The 14,708-nt window shown below is 40.2% G+C and carries 18 protein-coding genes and 5 tRNA genes; 19 read left to right on the forward strand and 4 right to left on the reverse strand.

From position 1 onward, the window contains the following. The first annotated feature begins 49 nt into the window (after positions 1-49). From BR02_RS0100270 to BR02_RS0100300, 7 genes are all read left to right on the forward strand, one after another. Positions 50-265, forward strand: coding sequence for a hypothetical protein (locus BR02_RS0100270; RefSeq protein ID WP_031513095.1), 216 nt, complete (start codon positions 50-52; stop codon positions 263-265). 370 nt (positions 266-635) lie between these two features. After that, positions 636-854 (forward strand): hypothetical protein, encoded by a 219-nt coding sequence (locus BR02_RS0100275; RefSeq protein ID WP_031513097.1) that lies wholly within the window; start codon positions 636-638, stop codon positions 852-854. Then, positions 854-994, forward strand: coding sequence for a PIN domain-containing protein (locus BR02_RS15355; RefSeq protein ID WP_157834903.1), 141 nt, complete (start codon positions 854-856; stop codon positions 992-994). The genes BR02_RS0100275 and BR02_RS15355 overlap by 1 nt, the downstream gene beginning before the upstream one ends. 344 nt (positions 995-1,338) lie before the next feature. Then, positions 1,339-2,052, forward strand: a complete 714-nt coding sequence (locus tag BR02_RS0100285) for an AAA family ATPase (protein ID WP_031513099.1) — start codon at positions 1,339-1,341, stop codon at positions 2,050-2,052. A gap of 149 nt (positions 2,053-2,201) precedes the next feature. Next, positions 2,202-2,549, forward strand: a complete 348-nt coding sequence (locus BR02_RS0100290) for a cupin domain-containing protein (protein ID WP_031513101.1) — start codon at positions 2,202-2,204, stop codon at positions 2,547-2,549. Between the two features lie 382 nt (positions 2,550-2,931). Beyond that, a complete protein-coding gene (locus BR02_RS0100295; protein WP_031513103.1) occupies positions 2,932-3,243 on the forward strand; it encodes an ankyrin repeat domain-containing protein in 312 nt (103 codons plus the stop codon). Positions 3,244-3,471: 228 nt separating this feature from the next. Further along, the gene (locus BR02_RS0100300; protein WP_031513105.1) at positions 3,472-4,326 is read left to right on the forward strand and encodes a hypothetical protein; all 855 of its coding nucleotides are present in this window, start codon (positions 3,472-3,474) and stop codon (positions 4,324-4,326) included. A 267-nt stretch (positions 4,327-4,593) separates the two neighbouring features. On the opposite strand, the gene BR02_RS0100305 is transcribed toward BR02_RS0100300, so the two are convergent. Next, positions 4,594-4,670, reverse strand: a tRNA-Arg gene (locus BR02_RS0100305). 169 nt (positions 4,671-4,839) lie between these two features. Between BR02_RS0100305 and BR02_RS0100310 the strand changes: the two genes are divergently transcribed. After that, a complete protein-coding gene (locus BR02_RS0100310) occupies positions 4,840-5,121 on the forward strand; it encodes an aminotransferase-like domain-containing protein (RefSeq protein ID WP_031513107.1) in 282 nt (93 codons plus the stop codon). A 44-nt stretch (positions 5,122-5,165) separates the two neighbouring features. On the opposite strand, the gene BR02_RS0100315 is transcribed toward BR02_RS0100310, so the two are convergent. Next, complete coding sequence (locus BR02_RS0100315) at positions 5,166-5,816, reverse strand: DNA alkylation repair protein (RefSeq protein WP_031513109.1); 651 nt, start codon at positions 5,814-5,816, stop codon at positions 5,166-5,168. A 109-nt stretch (positions 5,817-5,925) separates the two neighbouring features. On the opposite strand from BR02_RS0100315, the gene BR02_RS0100320 reads away from it, so the two are divergent. Next, positions 5,926-6,708, forward strand: a complete 783-nt coding sequence (locus BR02_RS0100320; RefSeq protein ID WP_031513111.1) for a DUF169 domain-containing protein — start codon at positions 5,926-5,928, stop codon at positions 6,706-6,708. A gap of 55 nt (positions 6,709-6,763) precedes the next feature. Here BR02_RS0100320 and BR02_RS15955 read toward each other — a convergent pair whose 3' ends face one another. Then, positions 6,764-6,895, reverse strand: a complete 132-nt coding sequence (locus tag BR02_RS15955; protein ID WP_274377094.1) for a hypothetical protein — start codon at positions 6,893-6,895, stop codon at positions 6,764-6,766. Between the two features lie 145 nt (positions 6,896-7,040). Between BR02_RS15955 and BR02_RS0100330 the strand changes: the two genes are divergently transcribed. The 4 genes from BR02_RS0100330 (at position 7,041) to BR02_RS0100345 (ending at position 11,112) form a co-directional block, all read left to right on the forward strand. Beyond that, positions 7,041-7,358: a nitrous oxide-stimulated promoter family protein gene (locus tag BR02_RS0100330; RefSeq protein WP_031513113.1), complete on the forward strand. Its 318-nt coding sequence runs from the start codon at positions 7,041-7,043 to the stop codon at positions 7,356-7,358. Between the two features lie 151 nt (positions 7,359-7,509). Next, positions 7,510-8,988: a hypothetical protein gene (locus BR02_RS14615; RefSeq protein WP_051688037.1), complete on the forward strand. Its 1,479-nt coding sequence runs from the start codon at positions 7,510-7,512 to the stop codon at positions 8,986-8,988. Between the two features lie 29 nt (positions 8,989-9,017). Beyond that, positions 9,018-9,767: a PRC-barrel domain-containing protein gene (locus BR02_RS0100340; protein WP_031513117.1), complete on the forward strand. Its 750-nt coding sequence runs from the start codon at positions 9,018-9,020 to the stop codon at positions 9,765-9,767. Beyond that, a complete protein-coding gene (locus BR02_RS0100345) occupies positions 9,754-11,112 on the forward strand; it encodes a VanW family protein (protein ID WP_031513120.1) in 1,359 nt (452 codons plus the stop codon). The genes BR02_RS0100340 and BR02_RS0100345 overlap by 14 nt, the downstream gene beginning before the upstream one ends. A gap of 32 nt (positions 11,113-11,144) precedes the next feature. On the opposite strand, the gene sigK is transcribed toward BR02_RS0100345, so the two are convergent. Next, the gene (sigK, locus tag BR02_RS0100350; protein ID WP_031513122.1) at positions 11,145-11,849 is read right to left on the reverse strand and encodes an RNA polymerase sporulation sigma factor SigK; all 705 of its coding nucleotides are present in this window, start codon (positions 11,847-11,849) and stop codon (positions 11,145-11,147) included. 221 nt (positions 11,850-12,070) lie between these two features. Between sigK and BR02_RS0100355 the strand changes: the two genes are divergently transcribed. The 6 genes from BR02_RS0100355 (at position 12,071) to tig (ending at position 14,661) form a co-directional block, all read left to right on the forward strand. After that, positions 12,071-12,550 (forward strand): HIT family protein, encoded by a 480-nt coding sequence (locus BR02_RS0100355; RefSeq protein ID WP_031513123.1) that lies wholly within the window; start codon positions 12,071-12,073, stop codon positions 12,548-12,550. Between the two features lie 138 nt (positions 12,551-12,688). Then, positions 12,689-12,765, forward strand: a tRNA-His gene (locus tag BR02_RS0100360). Positions 12,766-12,779: 14 nt separating this feature from the next. Continuing rightward, positions 12,780-12,854, forward strand: a tRNA-Gln gene (locus tag BR02_RS0100365). A 12-nt stretch (positions 12,855-12,866) separates the two neighbouring features. Further along, positions 12,867-12,942, forward strand: a tRNA-Lys gene (locus BR02_RS0100370). Between the two features lie 12 nt (positions 12,943-12,954). Next, positions 12,955-13,039: transfer RNA gene (locus BR02_RS0100375), tRNA-Leu, on the forward strand. Between the two features lie 317 nt (positions 13,040-13,356). Continuing rightward, positions 13,357-14,661 (forward strand): trigger factor, encoded by a 1,305-nt coding sequence (tig, locus tag BR02_RS0100385; RefSeq protein WP_031513124.1) that lies wholly within the window; start codon positions 13,357-13,359, stop codon positions 14,659-14,661. Positions 14,662-14,708 lie beyond the last annotated feature (47 nt).

Genomic DNA, 14,708 nt, shown 5'->3' on the forward strand with positions numbered 1-14,708 from the left:
TTTATGTTACAATGCCTGTGTAAGAAACCAGTAATTTGGAGGTATTGAATTGAAAAACTTTATTTCCACCTTTTTTCTCTGCCTTATTGTTTGCGGGGTCGCTACATTTTTCCTTGCCCATCTCATTTTCAGCAATATCCTGGCTATTATTGTTTTTATCGCATTTTTGTTAGCGGTGTTAATTACGGCTTTTATTAATCTAGAAACTAAGATCGAAGAATTAGAAAAGAAAATAGAAGAGTTATTGAATGATAAACAGGATTGAGAAAAATTACGAAGTGATGACCGGCAAGTGCTAGATCTTAATTAACTTAGGGAGTTGTTGAAACGTGTGGACCCAAATGCGAAATAAACTTCACATGCAGTGTCAGTTGTAACAGGATCGTAGTTTCTGTAGTAGAGCTGATGAAACCAGTCATTTGCGATTAAAGCAGAATTATACCGTTAGCATCCGCTTTCAGTGGTCGTTTCGAAACATGGTTGTTTTGAGGCGCTAATTCTTGCGCACCATGGCGTAACCTCAACTCTCAAAACTGTTAATGTTAAGTTGGTACTTATTATTTGTTTTTCGTTATCTGTTCATAACTGGGGTAAAATGATAAAATATCAATATATAATTAAAGGGTGTGAGCATCATGGCCTTAGATAAGATCTTTGATGAGATAAAAAAACTCTCACCGGCAGAGCGATACAAACTTCGTGTAATGCTGGAACTGGACGAGATAACAGAAGAAGATATTGAGCTTTCTAAGCAAGCTGCCGGATCTTGGGATGATATTGATGCGGACCAATTAATTAAAGATATTTACGAGAAACGCCTTAAAAACTCCAGACCACAAGGAGTGAAATGGTAATGGCCAAATATTTGATTGATACCGATTGGGCCATTAACTATCTAAGAGGTAAACCTGACTTTATAAAGGCTATTGATGAGTATCGGAAGGAAGGTATTGCCGTTAGTACTATCACTATAGCGGAGCTTTACGAAGCATAGAAAGGGTTTCACCGTTGGTGACATGGACTTACTCATTGCTTGTGTAAAAGAGCGATATGGTCTTAAAATATTAACCAATAATCGCAAGCATTTTCAAATGATACCAGGGGATATTGAGTTAATATCGATACCGCTGTAATAGCATTGTACCATCAAGGTGTAGGGCCTTGGATTAAAGCATTATACATAGTTTACTTACCTGTGGCGCAGTATGAATTAACAATTACATATAACCAGAAAGTCTGGTAACAGGTGATTTTTTGTTTTCTTATTGTCATCTTCAAATGGAAACAACCCAGAAAAATTTAAGGGACTTTTAATTGACAGTGTTCGTAGGTGATAGTGTGTTCTTGAAAAGAATTGAGCTTATGCATGAAGATATTCCTTCTTTTAATAATTATCCTTTTTCTATTCCTGCAATAAAAAATCTTCGTCAGTTAGATTTGCAAAGCAAAGTTACATTTTTTGTGGGTGAAAATGGTTCAGGTAAATCCACACTGTTAGAAGCAATTGCTTATAAATGCCAATTTAATACAGCAGGTGGGGGACGTAATAACTATTATGATGTACATGCCTCTGAATCGGCACTTGGTGAATATATTAGACTTTCGTGGTTGCCTAAAGTTACAAACGGTTTCTTTCTTCGGGCTGAGTCTTTTTACAACTTTGCTACTCACATTGATAAAATAAGGGCCCATGATGCATATGGCGGACGCTCTTTACACAAGCAATCACATGGAGAGTCTTTTTTATCTCTTTTTTTAAACCGATTTAAAGGTAAGGCTATCTATTTATTGGATGAGCCAGAGGCTGCATTATCACCTCAAGGACAACTTTCATTTTTAAAAATCCTACATGAACTAGTTCTACCGGGAGACAGTCAATTTATTATTGCTACACATTCTCCGATTATTTTAGGCTATCCCAATGCTACAATCTTTAGTTTTGATAACGGGGCAATAAAAGAGATAGATTATGAGATGACAGACCATTACCAAATAACAAGGTATTTTTTGCTGAACAGGAAAAAGTTTTTACAGGAGATTTTAAATGATTAATACCGGTTAGACAAATTGTAAAGACATAGTGTGGCAGCAGATTTAGTTGTTTTAATTAAAGGTGGAGAAATAGGACGGTTCCAACTTAATAATTTTAATTAAGTAAGCGCGGTAGAATATTTAACAAATATAACGAGGAGGGTTAACAAGTGTATGTAGGAAACATCAAAAACATACCCAGTGTCAAAGTCGATGCCCCGGGTGTGGTAAATGCCGTCAAACAAACTCTTATTGGCCCAGAGCATGGTTGGGAAGGTTGGGTAATGCGGCTTTTTACACTGGGTACCGGTGGCAACACCCCCAAACACAGTCACCCCTGGCCGCATATTAACTATGTAGTTTGCGGGGAAGGTACGGTGCTGATGGATGGAAAAGAGCAGCCGCTGACAGCGGGCTCGGTGGCCTATATCCCCGGTGGTGCGGAGCATCAGTTTAAAAACACCGGAGAAAATGAGTTGGCATTTATCTGCATAGTGCCCGAAGAGGGGGATATTTAGCTTTCTGGGCTGAGTGATTAAAAGTGTCTAATAAGCTAGAGCCAAGCATTGTATTACCCTAATGCCTGGCTTTTTTTATTTATGAGCCCTAGATTTTATAACCCCTTCATCCATGAGTGTTCTAAGCTAGTTGGGGTAAAGGCAGAGGTGGTTTTAGAAGATGAGCATTCATCTGTATTGGTTTAGTAACACTGGTTTACCTCTTGATTTGAGATAGATGATGCACACTAGATAGTTAATGCTTAACCATAAAGGGGAAGCAAACATGTTGAAATTTGGGTTATTGTTTTTGTTCGGAACTTTTAGCCATACAATACTTACTATAGTTTCATATCAGTAGCCCCAAGAGGGGGATAAGTAGTTTTAAGGGGTGAGTGGTTAATTGATAAGAGTATCTAATAAGATAGCCATATATATCATTTATATAACAGTATTCATTTTGTTGTCAGGCTGCAAAGCCAGAACACAATCAAATGCATTAAGCCAACTCCACGATAAAGGAATAATTAATATCAACGAGGACTCATTAATAGAGGCGGTAAAAAATGGAGATGCTGAATCAGTAAAGCTTTTATTAGAGCTAGGCATAGATACAAATATAGAAATAAAAAATGGGCTAACACCTTTAATGATAGCAGCAGAAAGAGGAGATATAGAAGTTGTTAAGTTACTCGTTAATAACGAGCAGAGATAGAAAAAACAAGTACCTATGGATATAATGCTATAATTCTAGCGGCTATGAATGAACATTGGGACGTAGCAGATTATTTAAAGAATTGTCTCGAACAGTCCTTACAGTAAAGAAGATTATTGAAATTATAACTCATATAGAGAGAATTGTTTATCGAATACTGTCGGAATTTTTGTCGAGGAAAAAACCTCCTTTTGTCTAATAATGCTGGTAAAAAGGAGGGAATTTAAGATGACTGAAAAACAAAAGAAACCAATTTATAAGCGTTGGTGGTTTATTGCTTTAGTCATTATAGTAGTTATTGGTGCTTTAGGTAGTAGTGGAGAAGAAGCAGTTGAAGATAAAAATTCCGCAACAATAAAAGAAAAAGATGAAGCAATCTATGAGATTACAGGCGGGCTAAATGTAGAGTTTGAAGACGGAAAAGCAGTAGTAACAATTACAACCAATGCAATAGATGGCTCTATATTTGAAACATTATTAATGGATGGCAACCTTAATTTTGTTAGCGATTTTATCACTATAGAGAATGGTGTAGGAGTTAAAGAGTTTGATATCCCAGAAGAATGGGAAGTTGGATATATATCAGGCTCGGCAATGATGAGATTTAATTTAGATGAGCACCCTCAACCGGATAAGGTAAAGGAAGTATACGGAGAAAACGGAGAAAATTTAAGAGGAGATCTTGCTGTTGAGAACAATGTAAATGGATATAATATAAATCTCGATGTTGTTACAGCGCCTTATCCAGATGAGGAAACTCTAAAAACTAAGTTAAATGAATTGTTTGCAAATGCAATGAATGAGCTTATAAAAAGTAGTAATGGCGTAGTTGTAAATATTCAACCTCACTTTAAAGATGGCGATTGGTCATCTGTGGCAGTAACAGTTAGTGATGCTTGGTATTTTTCGCAGGAGTATGAAAAGGAGCGATTTGCTGAGCAAGTGGGTGGTACTATAGAAACAATTGTTAAAAGTGCCGGTGTAGTTAGTTCCGATGAACTAGTTACAGTCTATTTCTATGATGTTCACGGGAAGGAATTGGCAAGTCCTAAATTACTAGGGGGATACAAGATTAAGAGATAATAATAAAGACACCCAATAGGGTGTCTTTTTCATGCCCAAAACCCTAAATACAAAACAATCTTATTTGATGAAGTAAGATTAAAAGCTAAAAGAGATTACATGGCCGGTTTAAAATATAAAGATATCTGCCCAAAATACGCCTTAGCATGAACACACTAAAAGCTGGGTGAGGTTGGGTGATTATACCCTCGGCGATGGACAATGGTGGCAATCCGGTGCATTGCATAAAAAGGCTTCTAGCGTTTTCGCTAGAAGCCTTAATAATATTGGCGTCCCAGAAGGGATTCGAACCCCTGGCCTACGGATTAGAAGTCCGTTGCTCTATCCAGCTGAGCTACTGGGACCTATTATTTTGTGTAACCGACAAAAATTATAATAACAAAAAAGATGGCCAGTGTCAACCGTTATAAGTTAGGATACAGCATGTTTAACTATTTGCCACTGACAATTTTGGGTAAGAGTTTTTAGCTTCAATAAGGGAAATAATAAACCTATAAAGGGGTGAGTTAAATAATGCTAAAGGCTGCAACAATGCTTTCCAAATTAGATGAAGTATCCCGCAATGTACTTATTTTTATTGCTGAGCAATCTACACCTGATGGAATGTTAATTTACCCCTCACGGGAGATGGGCAAACACCTGGGTTACTCAGAATTTGAAGTTAACCAGGCGATAGACCACCTAGAAGCCCAGGGTCTAATAGACCTACGGGAAGGGCCGGATAAGGAACAGCCTAATGTCATCATTTACAAAGAAGAATGGCTAAACAAGTTAGATGATAATACCATAACATAAGTTACTACTGGGTTTGTTTTTATGGCCTTCTTTGTGATAATTATCTAAAGATATTTACTTGCTACACGCACACTGAGAGGTTGCAAGGGGTGGCTTTCTAAAAATGATTTTACCCATTCTTTATTGGTCTTTGAGTATTCCCTTAAGGCCCAACCAATGGCTTTTGCAATGAAGAATTCATTGTTTTTGCTGTTTTTATTGATTATTGTGCTCAGTAAATGGGTATTTGTCTTCTCTTTATAATTAAGTTGGAATAAAATTGCAATTCTGGCCAGCCAAATATTATTGCTTTCAGCCCAGCTCAATATATGACTTTGGACGAGTTCCGGGTGTTTTGCACATAATACACCTGTAATTTTAGCTAGGTTGTCTACGGTATCCCACCACGATTTTTTTGTTACCAATAGCTTAATTCTATCGATATCAGGCTTTTCCAGACTGTTTTTTAAAGCAAGAATATAGTCTAGGGCCAAATACTGAAATTCCCTTTCCGGCAAATCCCAAAGCATGAAAACAAAGTTCCAATCAATCTTTTTTTCTTTCTTTGCCTGTTTGATAAAGTCCTTTGCCAATTCAGCTCGCCGGGGTTTTTGTATTCCTAAGAAAGGGAATTTGTTTTTCATGTAAGCGGACATCCCTTTGGATTTTTCTTGATTCCTATTGTCATAAAATTTATTAATAAGTTGTTCATACATATTATCAACCTCCACCGGCACTTACCCTACATTATACCAGAAAGTGGTACACCACTGAAAAAAATGCAGGGTGTATGTGATATAATGCACTAAAAGCGGAGGTGATATAATGCAAAGTAAAATTGCCCAGGCCATTGGCTTAAAGTCTCACCCCATAGCAGTAGTCTTTACCAATAAAAAGCCCGAAGGAGCATTGCAGTTTAAAGAGGGACGCTGGGGTTGTGTGGTTGCAATGTTTGTGGCAGCATCTAAGGGACGTACGGCGGTATTTGACCGGAAAAGCTTTGGATGTATAGGTGGCGGGGTCGGTTTAGGTTTCGGCAACATGTACGAGAATTTCCCCGGCGGTATTGAATATTTTCTTTCTACCGGTAATAAAGAATTTTGCCAGAGTGAGATTGGTAAAAATATCGTTAGAAATATGCCTGCCTTAGAACATGGCGAAGCCTATTACAAAACACCGGAACTTGCCAAAAAGTTTATTGATCAACTGCCTATTACCGATATACCCTATGAATATGTGGTGGTAAAGCCCCTCAGTGAAGTGGCGGAAGACGAAACCCCGGAAGTGGTAGTGTTTTTGGCAAACTGTGACCGGTTATCTGCATTATTTGTGTTAGCCAACTATAACAGGGCCGGTGGAAATGCGGTATTTACCCCCTTTGGGGCCGGGTGTCATACTTTGTGCTTAATTCCTTATAACGAGAATAGAAAGGATGCTCCCCGCGCGGTGCTTGGAACCTTTGATATTTCTGCCCGTCCCAAGCTTGATAAAGACACCCTTTCCTTTGCTATTCCCTATAAATTGTTTGTGGAAATGGAGAGTAACGTGGAAGAGAGTTTTTTAGGCCAAGATTCTTGGGCCAGGGTGTTGCAGCGCAACAAGGGCTAATAAAGAGTGGGTGGACTGTTTGTCCACCCCCGGTTTGTCAGTAGGCTGCGGGTACCTAGTTGGGAGCCAAATCACTGGTTACTTCCGGTGATGTTTTGCTTAATCTCATCTCCTGTTCTGATGTACGCAGCATTTCTTTGGCTGCCTTTTTAGCTCCTTTTTTGTTGACAGACTTCTTTTTACCCATAATTTGTCCTCCTTATCTTTAGTGCATTGATGTATGTATTGTTTTGCTAAATATTATTTCTATACCGGTAATTTTTACTATAGTGACCCAGCTCACTGCCTTTAAACAACAATGATGCTAATATTAGTGCCAGGAGGTGCAGTCCATGGCTAAAGCAGAAAAGGACCTGTTCATTGTACTTAAATTTATTGAAACATATTGCAACTGTAACCACCGGGAGCAGCAAAAAGTAACCCTTGAAGGCCATGAAATGAAACTGTGCCAAGAGTGCTTGGAGCTAAGTAACTACGCTATTAAAAGGCGCCTCTTGTGCCCCAAAGACCCTAAGCCTTCTTGTAAAAATTGTGACACCCATTGCTATGCTCCCCGTTACCGGAAAAAAATTAGAGAAGTGATGAAGTTTTCAGGTATACACTACATTAAAAGAGGACGCCTTGATTACCTTTTCCATTATTTTAGATAAAAAAGTTACTGCCGCTTAATTATGGCAGTAACTTTTTGTTTTTCTATATTTATTAATCCAATGAGAAAAACATGTAGAATAAAAAGGATTCAAAAGGTATTTGTAGAACTTTATAGAATTACTGTTATTTCTGTATCAGTGGAGGTTTTTGATGACTGAGTACTATGCCATAACAACTATGGTGGTAGCTGCAAGTTATTTTATTGTAAAAAAATACTTAAAACAAAAGCTAGCCATTGCCATTTGTGCGGTTAGTTACATATTGCTGTGTTTATTTCCCCTAATGTTGCAGCGTTTAGACTTTACGCAAACCTTAGTGGTTTACGCAGTGGTTATTGGTGCGGTGGCTGTGGTGTTGGCCACCAAAGCATCCTCAGGGCAGCCGGAGGACCATTTACAAACAGTGCCAGTTGCATCCCTTATAGGGCAGCTTGAGGATAAAACCGATGTCGAACTGCAAGAAGCGAAGAACAATTATGTAACAGAAGAAGTATCCGGCCATAAACAGGCAGAAGAGATAAAGATAGAAGAGATTAAGATAGATGAAATTAGCTTAGATGAAGTTAAGTTAGATGAAACTAGGTCAGATGAAATTAAGAAAGAAGAAGTTGAAAAAGAAGAGTTGGAACAATTGCCTATTAAAGAGATTAATGAAGATAGGCATGATGATGAGGACCGGGAAGAAAAAGCAGAAGAAATACTGTTGCCTGCTGACTGTATTCACACGGAAATTGTCCGTTCATTTAGCGAAGAGCAAAGCTACGCACCGCTTCATCAAGATGATGAAGCTGCATCAGATGAAAATGAGGCAATTCAATTAGAAGAAATAACAGAAACCGAACCCGAAGGGGTAGCCGATAATATAGTAGTAGATGAGACTGAAGTGGACACTGAAGAAGAAATGGTTGACGAAACCGAAGTGGAAATTGAAGAAGAAATGGTTGACAAGACTGAACAGGAGACAGCAGAAGAAACAGTAGACGAGGCTGAAGCGGAATCAGAAGAAGAAACAGTAGACGAGGCTGAAGTGGAAACAGAAGAAGAAATGGTTGACGAAACTGAAGCGGGAACAGAAGAAGAAATAGTTGGCGAGACTGAAGCGGAAACGGAAGAAGAAATGGCTGACGAAACCGAAGTGGAAATTGAAGAAGAAGTGGTCGACGAGCCTGAAGCAGAGACAGAAGAAGTGGTTGATGATGAAGAAGAGCGGACGGTAGAATTAAGCACTGAATTAGATGAAGAGCAGTTGTCTGATAAAGAACTGATTACCCAAGGAATGGCACAGTCCAGGCAGGGCAATTATAACCATGCCATAAGGTTGATGTTTAAAGCGCTAAAGCGACAGCCCGAGCCGGCATTGAAATACATTATAGTTTCTGAGCTAAGTACCCTTTATCAACAGGTGGGCATGTATCATCAAGCGGTACAAATTTTGGCTGCTTATATTAACTACCATGAACTAAAGGGCCATTCCGGCATAAGGGCATGGCGGGAAAAGCTAGAGTTTTTAACGACCTTAGAGGAAATATTAAAAGAGAATAAGATGGCGAACCTGCCTTACGGCCAGGTTCCGGACGGACTTAAACAAAAGGCTTTTGCCATAACGTTAAAAAGATTAAATAATAAATAAATGTTTGAATGGAAGGAGACGGGCACACAGTGAAGACAAGCAAAGAAATAATTGGTCTGCCGGTGCTGAGCATTGCTGAGGTGCTAAACCTGGGCGCCGTTAAAGACCTTTTAATCAATCCTGAGAGCGGTGCAGTGGATTTTGTGGTGGTGGAACCCAAGAACAGCTTTCATGAAACTAAACTCATCCCCTACCAAGACGTTGTTGGCATTGGGGAAGATGCCTTAACCATTAGAAATCAAGACAAGGTTATTCCCTTTTCATCCAGTGCTGAGGCACTAAAACTGTTAGAAAAGGATGTTAAAATTATTAACAGCAAAGTAATGACTGAAAAAGGCACCATTGTGGGCACAGTGAGTGAAATAGCCGTGGATGAAGATACGGGTAAAATCATAGGAAGTCAGTGGATACCCAATGGCCAGCAGCAGCCGGCAGGGTACATCACTGCCGACACGGTTATAACCTACGGGCGGGATATGATTATTGTAACCAAAGACTTTCAACAAGGGCTGACAGATGATGTATCTAAAGAAGAATTGGTGGCAGAACAAGAACCGGTGGCAGAACAAGAACCAATGCCTGAACAAGATCCCTTAAAATTCTTTGAAGACCAACAAAACCAGTACTTAATTGGGCGCAGAGTAACCAGTGCAATAGTTGCTGATGATGGCGAAGTTATAGCCAAAGAGGGAGATATTGTAACACCTGGAATAATTGAAATGGCCAATGCAGCCGGTAAATACGTGGAATTAACGTTGAATACCGTTGAAGAAAATTAGTATTGCCCTCATTGCAGCCACCTTGCTGTTGGGGCAGTTTGTTATCGGGGTTGCTCTAGCCACAGCCGTGATGAATCACCAATACAAAGGGAAAATTTTGCCAGGTACCACCATCAGTGGTGTTGCGGTGGGGGGCCTTAATAAAAACGAGGCCATGAACGAAATAATGCTTAGGTACCCCCAGCCAACTGCAGACAGTATTTTGGTAATAACTGACGGTGAAGAAGGTATTTATGAGATAACATTTGGCGAAATTGCCTTCGGTTATAAATACCAGGAGGCTGTGGATAAGGCCTTTCAATTAGGTAAAGAAATCTCTCCCTTATGGCAAGTAAAGGAATTTTACCGGGTTGTAGCAGGTAAGGTCGATATTCCCTTGGGAGTTAGTTTTGACAAAGAAGCCTTTAGCCAGGTTTTAGCTGAACTAAATAATCAGTATAGCCGCCAACCTCAAAATGCCCAGATAGCCTACGCTGAAGATCAGGTGGTGTTACTGCCGGAGACCTTGGGCAGGGAAATAGATGTCGAGGCCACTGTAAATAGGCTGGCCCGGGTGGAGCCGGGTGACCTCAAGGCAGAGTTGGTGTTTAATTCCCTTATACCTCAACTAACCAGTGAAGATTTAAAAGACATAAATTCTCGGTTAAGTATTTATGTTACTTCCTTTGATAACACAAACCCTAACAGAGTACATAATTTGAAGTTAGCCAGTGATAAGATAAATAATACCTTAATAAAACCCGGTGATGAGATGTCACTGAACAAGGTATTGGGACCGAGAACACCGGAAACGGGGTATAAAAAAGCCCCGGTGATAGTCGGCTCAAAACTTACGGAGGCCTATGGCGGCGGAGTGTGTCAAGTGGTTACTACCCTCTATAATGCCGTGGACCTTGCCGGGCTAGAGGTGTTAGAGCGGCACACACACACCATACCGGTAAATTATGTGCCTGTGGGCAGGGACGCAACCATTGCGGGGGATATTCTTGATTTTAGATTTAAAAACAGCGGTAAAAAACCGGTGTTAATTTCCAGTGAATTGGAAGATAATAAAATTGTGGTAACAATACTGGGCCACAGGGATGATGCCAATAGCATTGAATACAGTACTGAAACGATACGTGAAGTGATTAAATATGACACCGTGTATAAGGTTGATGAGAGTTTAAAACCCGGCGAAATAAAGGTGGTCAAACCCGGCCGTGAGGGTTACGAAATCACCACCTATGAGGTGACGGTGATAAATAATGTGGTGGTGGAACGTAAAGAAATATCCCACCATAGAGAAGAACCCGAAGATGCTTTGATTTACCTGTCACCACAGGATAAACAAATAAGGAAATAATAAAAGGCGCCTTAGGGCGCCTTTTAACACTGTCAGCAGGAGGTGGCCATTAACTGGACTAACTTCCTTAAACCTTTAGTTTCGATGCGGGAGACGTAAGACCGAGAGATGCCCATATCTTTGGCAATTTCTCTTTGACATTGTGGTTCTTGCCCGTTCAGGCCGTAACGCTGGATAAGAACGGTTCGCTCTTTTACTGGCAGCATGGCCAGGGCTTCCTTTAAGCGGGCCAACTCTTGAATGTTTTCCACTTCTTCATATACTGCTTCGGGGTCGGTGCCCAGGCAATTGGACCAGGTTAATTCATTACCTTCCTGATCCCATCCCACGGGCTGTTCTAAAGAGACCAGTACGTTATCCTTTTGTTTGCTTCGTAAGCACATTAATATTTCATTATGTATACACCGGGATGCATATGTAGAAAATTTTGAGCGTTCAACATCAAAGGTGTTAATTGCTTTAATAAGCCCTATGGTGCCGATAGATATTAAATCGTCGTAGCTTTCGTTGGTTGTTTCCTTATACTTTTTGCCGATATGGGCCACCAGGCGTAGGTTGTGTTCCACCAATATATTAAAGGCTTCCTTATCACCGGCTTGGTACCTTTTAAAGTACATTATGGTTTCCTCAGCACTGAGTGGTTTTTTAAAACTGTTGTTAACCACATAAGAAATTAACAAAGTTAAGCCGTTTATCAGGGATAAACCGAGCAAAATAGAACCCAACCCACCAAACATTAGCGAACCCCCTTTGAAAAGATAGCAGGTGTTTTATACTATGTTGGCTCAATGAAAATGGTGCAGAAATTTCACAGAAAAATGTTGGAAAATAGTATATAAATGGCCGTGCACAATGCCATTAATACCAAGGGGCAGTGGCAGGAAAAAATAACCCCCATATAGAAAAACTTATACCAAGGGATTGTTACAAAAAACACATACTGATAGGGGGATTGAATATGGAACGTATTTGGGCACCTTGGCGTACCGTGTATATTGGGAAGGATCACGGGTCACAGTGTATTTTTTGTGACAAGCTGGAGTCCGCAAATGATGAAGAAAACCATGTGTTGCTGCGGGGAGATAAAACCTTTGTGTGTTTAAACATCTATCCCTATAATAACGGGCATTTATTAATTGCTCCTAAAAGGCATGTGGGAGATATAACTGACTTGGATGAAGAAGAATCTTTAGAGCTGTTTCAAATGACCCAAAAGATGGTGGCGCTCTTGCGCAAAGCTTTTAACCCAGAGGGATTTAACGTGGGCGTAAATTTAGGTAAAATAGCCGGGGCAGGTGTTCCGGGGCATTTTCACATCCATGTGGTACCCCGCTGGGGCGGAGACACTAACTTTATGCCTGTAATAGGTGATGTGCGGGTAATTTCAGAAGGATTGAATATGACCTTTGAAAAGTTAAAAGAAGCCCTTGAGGATTAATGGGAGAATAGATAATTGCCGTACACCCGGGTAAACCCTAGGCTAAAAACAGCAAACCGGCAATTTCCTTTAAAAAACAATTGACAACCCATGTGGTTTTTGTTAAGATAATTCTTGCGAGTTCGATTGAATAATGTGGTGGATATAGCTCAGTTGGTTAGAGCGCCAGATTGTGGCTCTGGAGGCCGTGGGTTCGAGTCCCATTATCCACCCCATAAATTTTATACGCTGGGGCGTAGCCAAGCGGTAAGGCAGCGGTCTTTGGAATCGTCATGCGTTGGTTCGAATCCAGCCGCCCCAGCCATTTCACTTTTGTGAGCCATTAGCTCAGGCGGTAGAGCACCTGACTTTTAATCAGGGTGTCGATGGTTCGAGTCCATCATGGCTCACCATTAATTTTTTTTGCGGACGTGGCGGAACTGGCAGACGCGCTGGACTTAGGATCCAGTGGTTCACCCCGTGAGGGTTCGACTCCCTCCGTCCGCACCACCTTGTACAGAATAACATTCATTCTATTGACAAACCAGAGGTATTTATTGCATACTAGTATTGCGTAATAAGGATTTTATTACCAGGGTAAAAAATACCCTGGTATTTTGTTTTTAATTGTTAAAGCAAAATTTAACAGCATAATAAAACTAAAGGAATACCGGAAGGAAATTAATACAACATGTAGAATTATTTTATGTTATTGCAAAGGTTTTTTGGTTAAAATAGATAGTATTATGATTATTATGGTAAAATTATCAAGCAAAGTAAAAGTTATCTTTTAATGAATACATATATTAAGGGGGAGCACGTAAATAATGAAAGCAACTGCAGAGAAGTTGGAGAAAAATGAAGTATTGCTAGAAATAGAAGTTGATGACGAAAGGTTCTCCAAAGCATTAAACCGGGCATACAAAAAAATTGCTAAACAAGTAAACATTCCAGGTTTTCGTAAAGGAAAGGCACCTAAAGTAATGATAGACCGCTATGTGGGACAGGAAGCAGTTTATCATGAAGTTGTAGAGGATGTATTCCCAAGTGTTTACCAAGAAGCCATAGAAAAGACAGAAATATCACCGATTGGCCAGCCTGAGGTTGAAAAAATACAGGCAGAGGAAGGTAAGCCCTTGGTATTTAAGTTAAAAGTTCCTGTTAAGCCTGAGGTGAATTTAGGTCAATACAAGGGATTTGATATAGAGAAGCCCGCTGTGGAGGTTACAGACGAGGATGTTCAGCAAGAATTAGAACGCATGCAAAACCGTCATGCCAAGCTTGTTTCCGTTGAAGAGGGGGAACTGGCAGATGGAGACACAGCAATGATAGACTTTACCGGCTATGTAGACGGTGAGGCATTTGAAGGCGGTCATGCAGAGAACTACCCGCTGGTGGTAGGCTCGAGTTCATTTATTCCGGGCTTTGAAGAGCAATTGGTGGGTATGAAGATTAACGAAGAAAAAGATGTCACCGTTACCTTCCCAGAAGAATATCATGCTGATAATCTGGCAGGTAAAGAAGCGGTGTTTAAAGTTAAGCTGGTAGGTATTAAACGCAAGGAATTAAACCCCCTAGACGATGAGTTTGCTAAAGATGTAAGTGAATTTGATACCCTGGAAGAATTAAAGACAGACATTTTGAATAAGTTAAGGGAAGAAAGGGAACGTCAAGCCAATGCCAAAGTAAACCGTGAGGCTTTGGAAAAGGCGGTAGAAGAGGCTGAGGTAGAAATACCGGACGTTATGATTGAAAATCGGTTGGACGAAATGGTAAGCAATATGGAAAACCGCTTACGTACCCAAGGCATCCAGCTGGAACAATATTTACAATATACCAACTCAAATATTGATGACCTGCGCGACAAAATGAGAGAAGATGCTCATACAACGGTGTTGCAAGAACTGGTCTTGGATGCAATTGCAAAGGCGGAAGGAATTACTGCCACCGATGACGAAGTAGAAACTGAAATTGCCATGATGGCACCCCAATTCAATAAAGAACCGGCTGAGTTAAAGCTGACACTGGAGGCCTTGGGTGACCTAAAGATGGTTAAAGAAGATATTACAAGACGCAAAACCATGAAGTTTTTAATGGAGCAAGCAAACGTAATTGAAAAGGCGGCAGAGTAAACGGTATTCAGGGCTCAATAACTTTGAGCCCTAAAGATGTATTACAC

Source organism: Desulfofalx alkaliphila DSM 12257 (assembly GCF_000711975.1).
GTDB lineage: Bacteria > Bacillota > Desulfotomaculia > Desulfotomaculales > Desulfohalotomaculaceae > Desulfofalx > Desulfofalx alkaliphila.

Excerpts from the sequence above, each read along its gene's own strand:
- BR02_RS0100275 (WP_031513097.1), top strand. The coding sequence starts at position 636 with ATGGCCTTAGATAAGATCTTTGATGAGATAAAAAAACTCTCACCGGCA.
- BR02_RS15355 (WP_157834903.1), top strand. The coding sequence starts at position 854 with ATGGCCAAATATTTGATTGATACCGATTGGGCCATTAACTATCTAAGA.
- BR02_RS0100300 (WP_031513105.1), top strand. The coding sequence starts at position 3,472 with ATGACTGAAAAACAAAAGAAACCAATTTATAAGCGTTGGTGGTTTATT.
- BR02_RS0100310 (WP_031513107.1), top strand. The coding sequence starts at position 4,840 with ATGCTAAAGGCTGCAACAATGCTTTCCAAATTAGATGAAGTATCCCGC.
- BR02_RS0100315 (WP_031513109.1), bottom strand. The coding sequence starts at position 5,816 with ATGTATGAACAACTTATTAATAAATTTTATGACAATAGGAATCAAGAA.
- BR02_RS0100320 (WP_031513111.1), top strand. The coding sequence starts at position 5,926 with ATGCAAAGTAAAATTGCCCAGGCCATTGGCTTAAAGTCTCACCCCATA.
- BR02_RS15955 (WP_274377094.1), bottom strand. The coding sequence starts at position 6,895 with ATGGGTAAAAAGAAGTCTGTCAACAAAAAAGGAGCTAAAAAGGCAGCC.
- BR02_RS0100330 (WP_031513113.1), top strand. The coding sequence starts at position 7,041 with ATGGCTAAAGCAGAAAAGGACCTGTTCATTGTACTTAAATTTATTGAA.
- BR02_RS14615 (WP_051688037.1), top strand. The coding sequence starts at position 7,510 with ATGACTGAGTACTATGCCATAACAACTATGGTGGTAGCTGCAAGTTAT.
- sigK (WP_031513122.1), bottom strand. The coding sequence starts at position 11,849 with ATGTTTGGTGGGTTGGGTTCTATTTTGCTCGGTTTATCCCTGATAAAC.
- BR02_RS0100355 (WP_031513123.1), top strand. The coding sequence starts at position 12,071 with ATGGAACGTATTTGGGCACCTTGGCGTACCGTGTATATTGGGAAGGAT.
- tig (WP_031513124.1), top strand. The coding sequence starts at position 13,357 with ATGAAAGCAACTGCAGAGAAGTTGGAGAAAAATGAAGTATTGCTAGAA.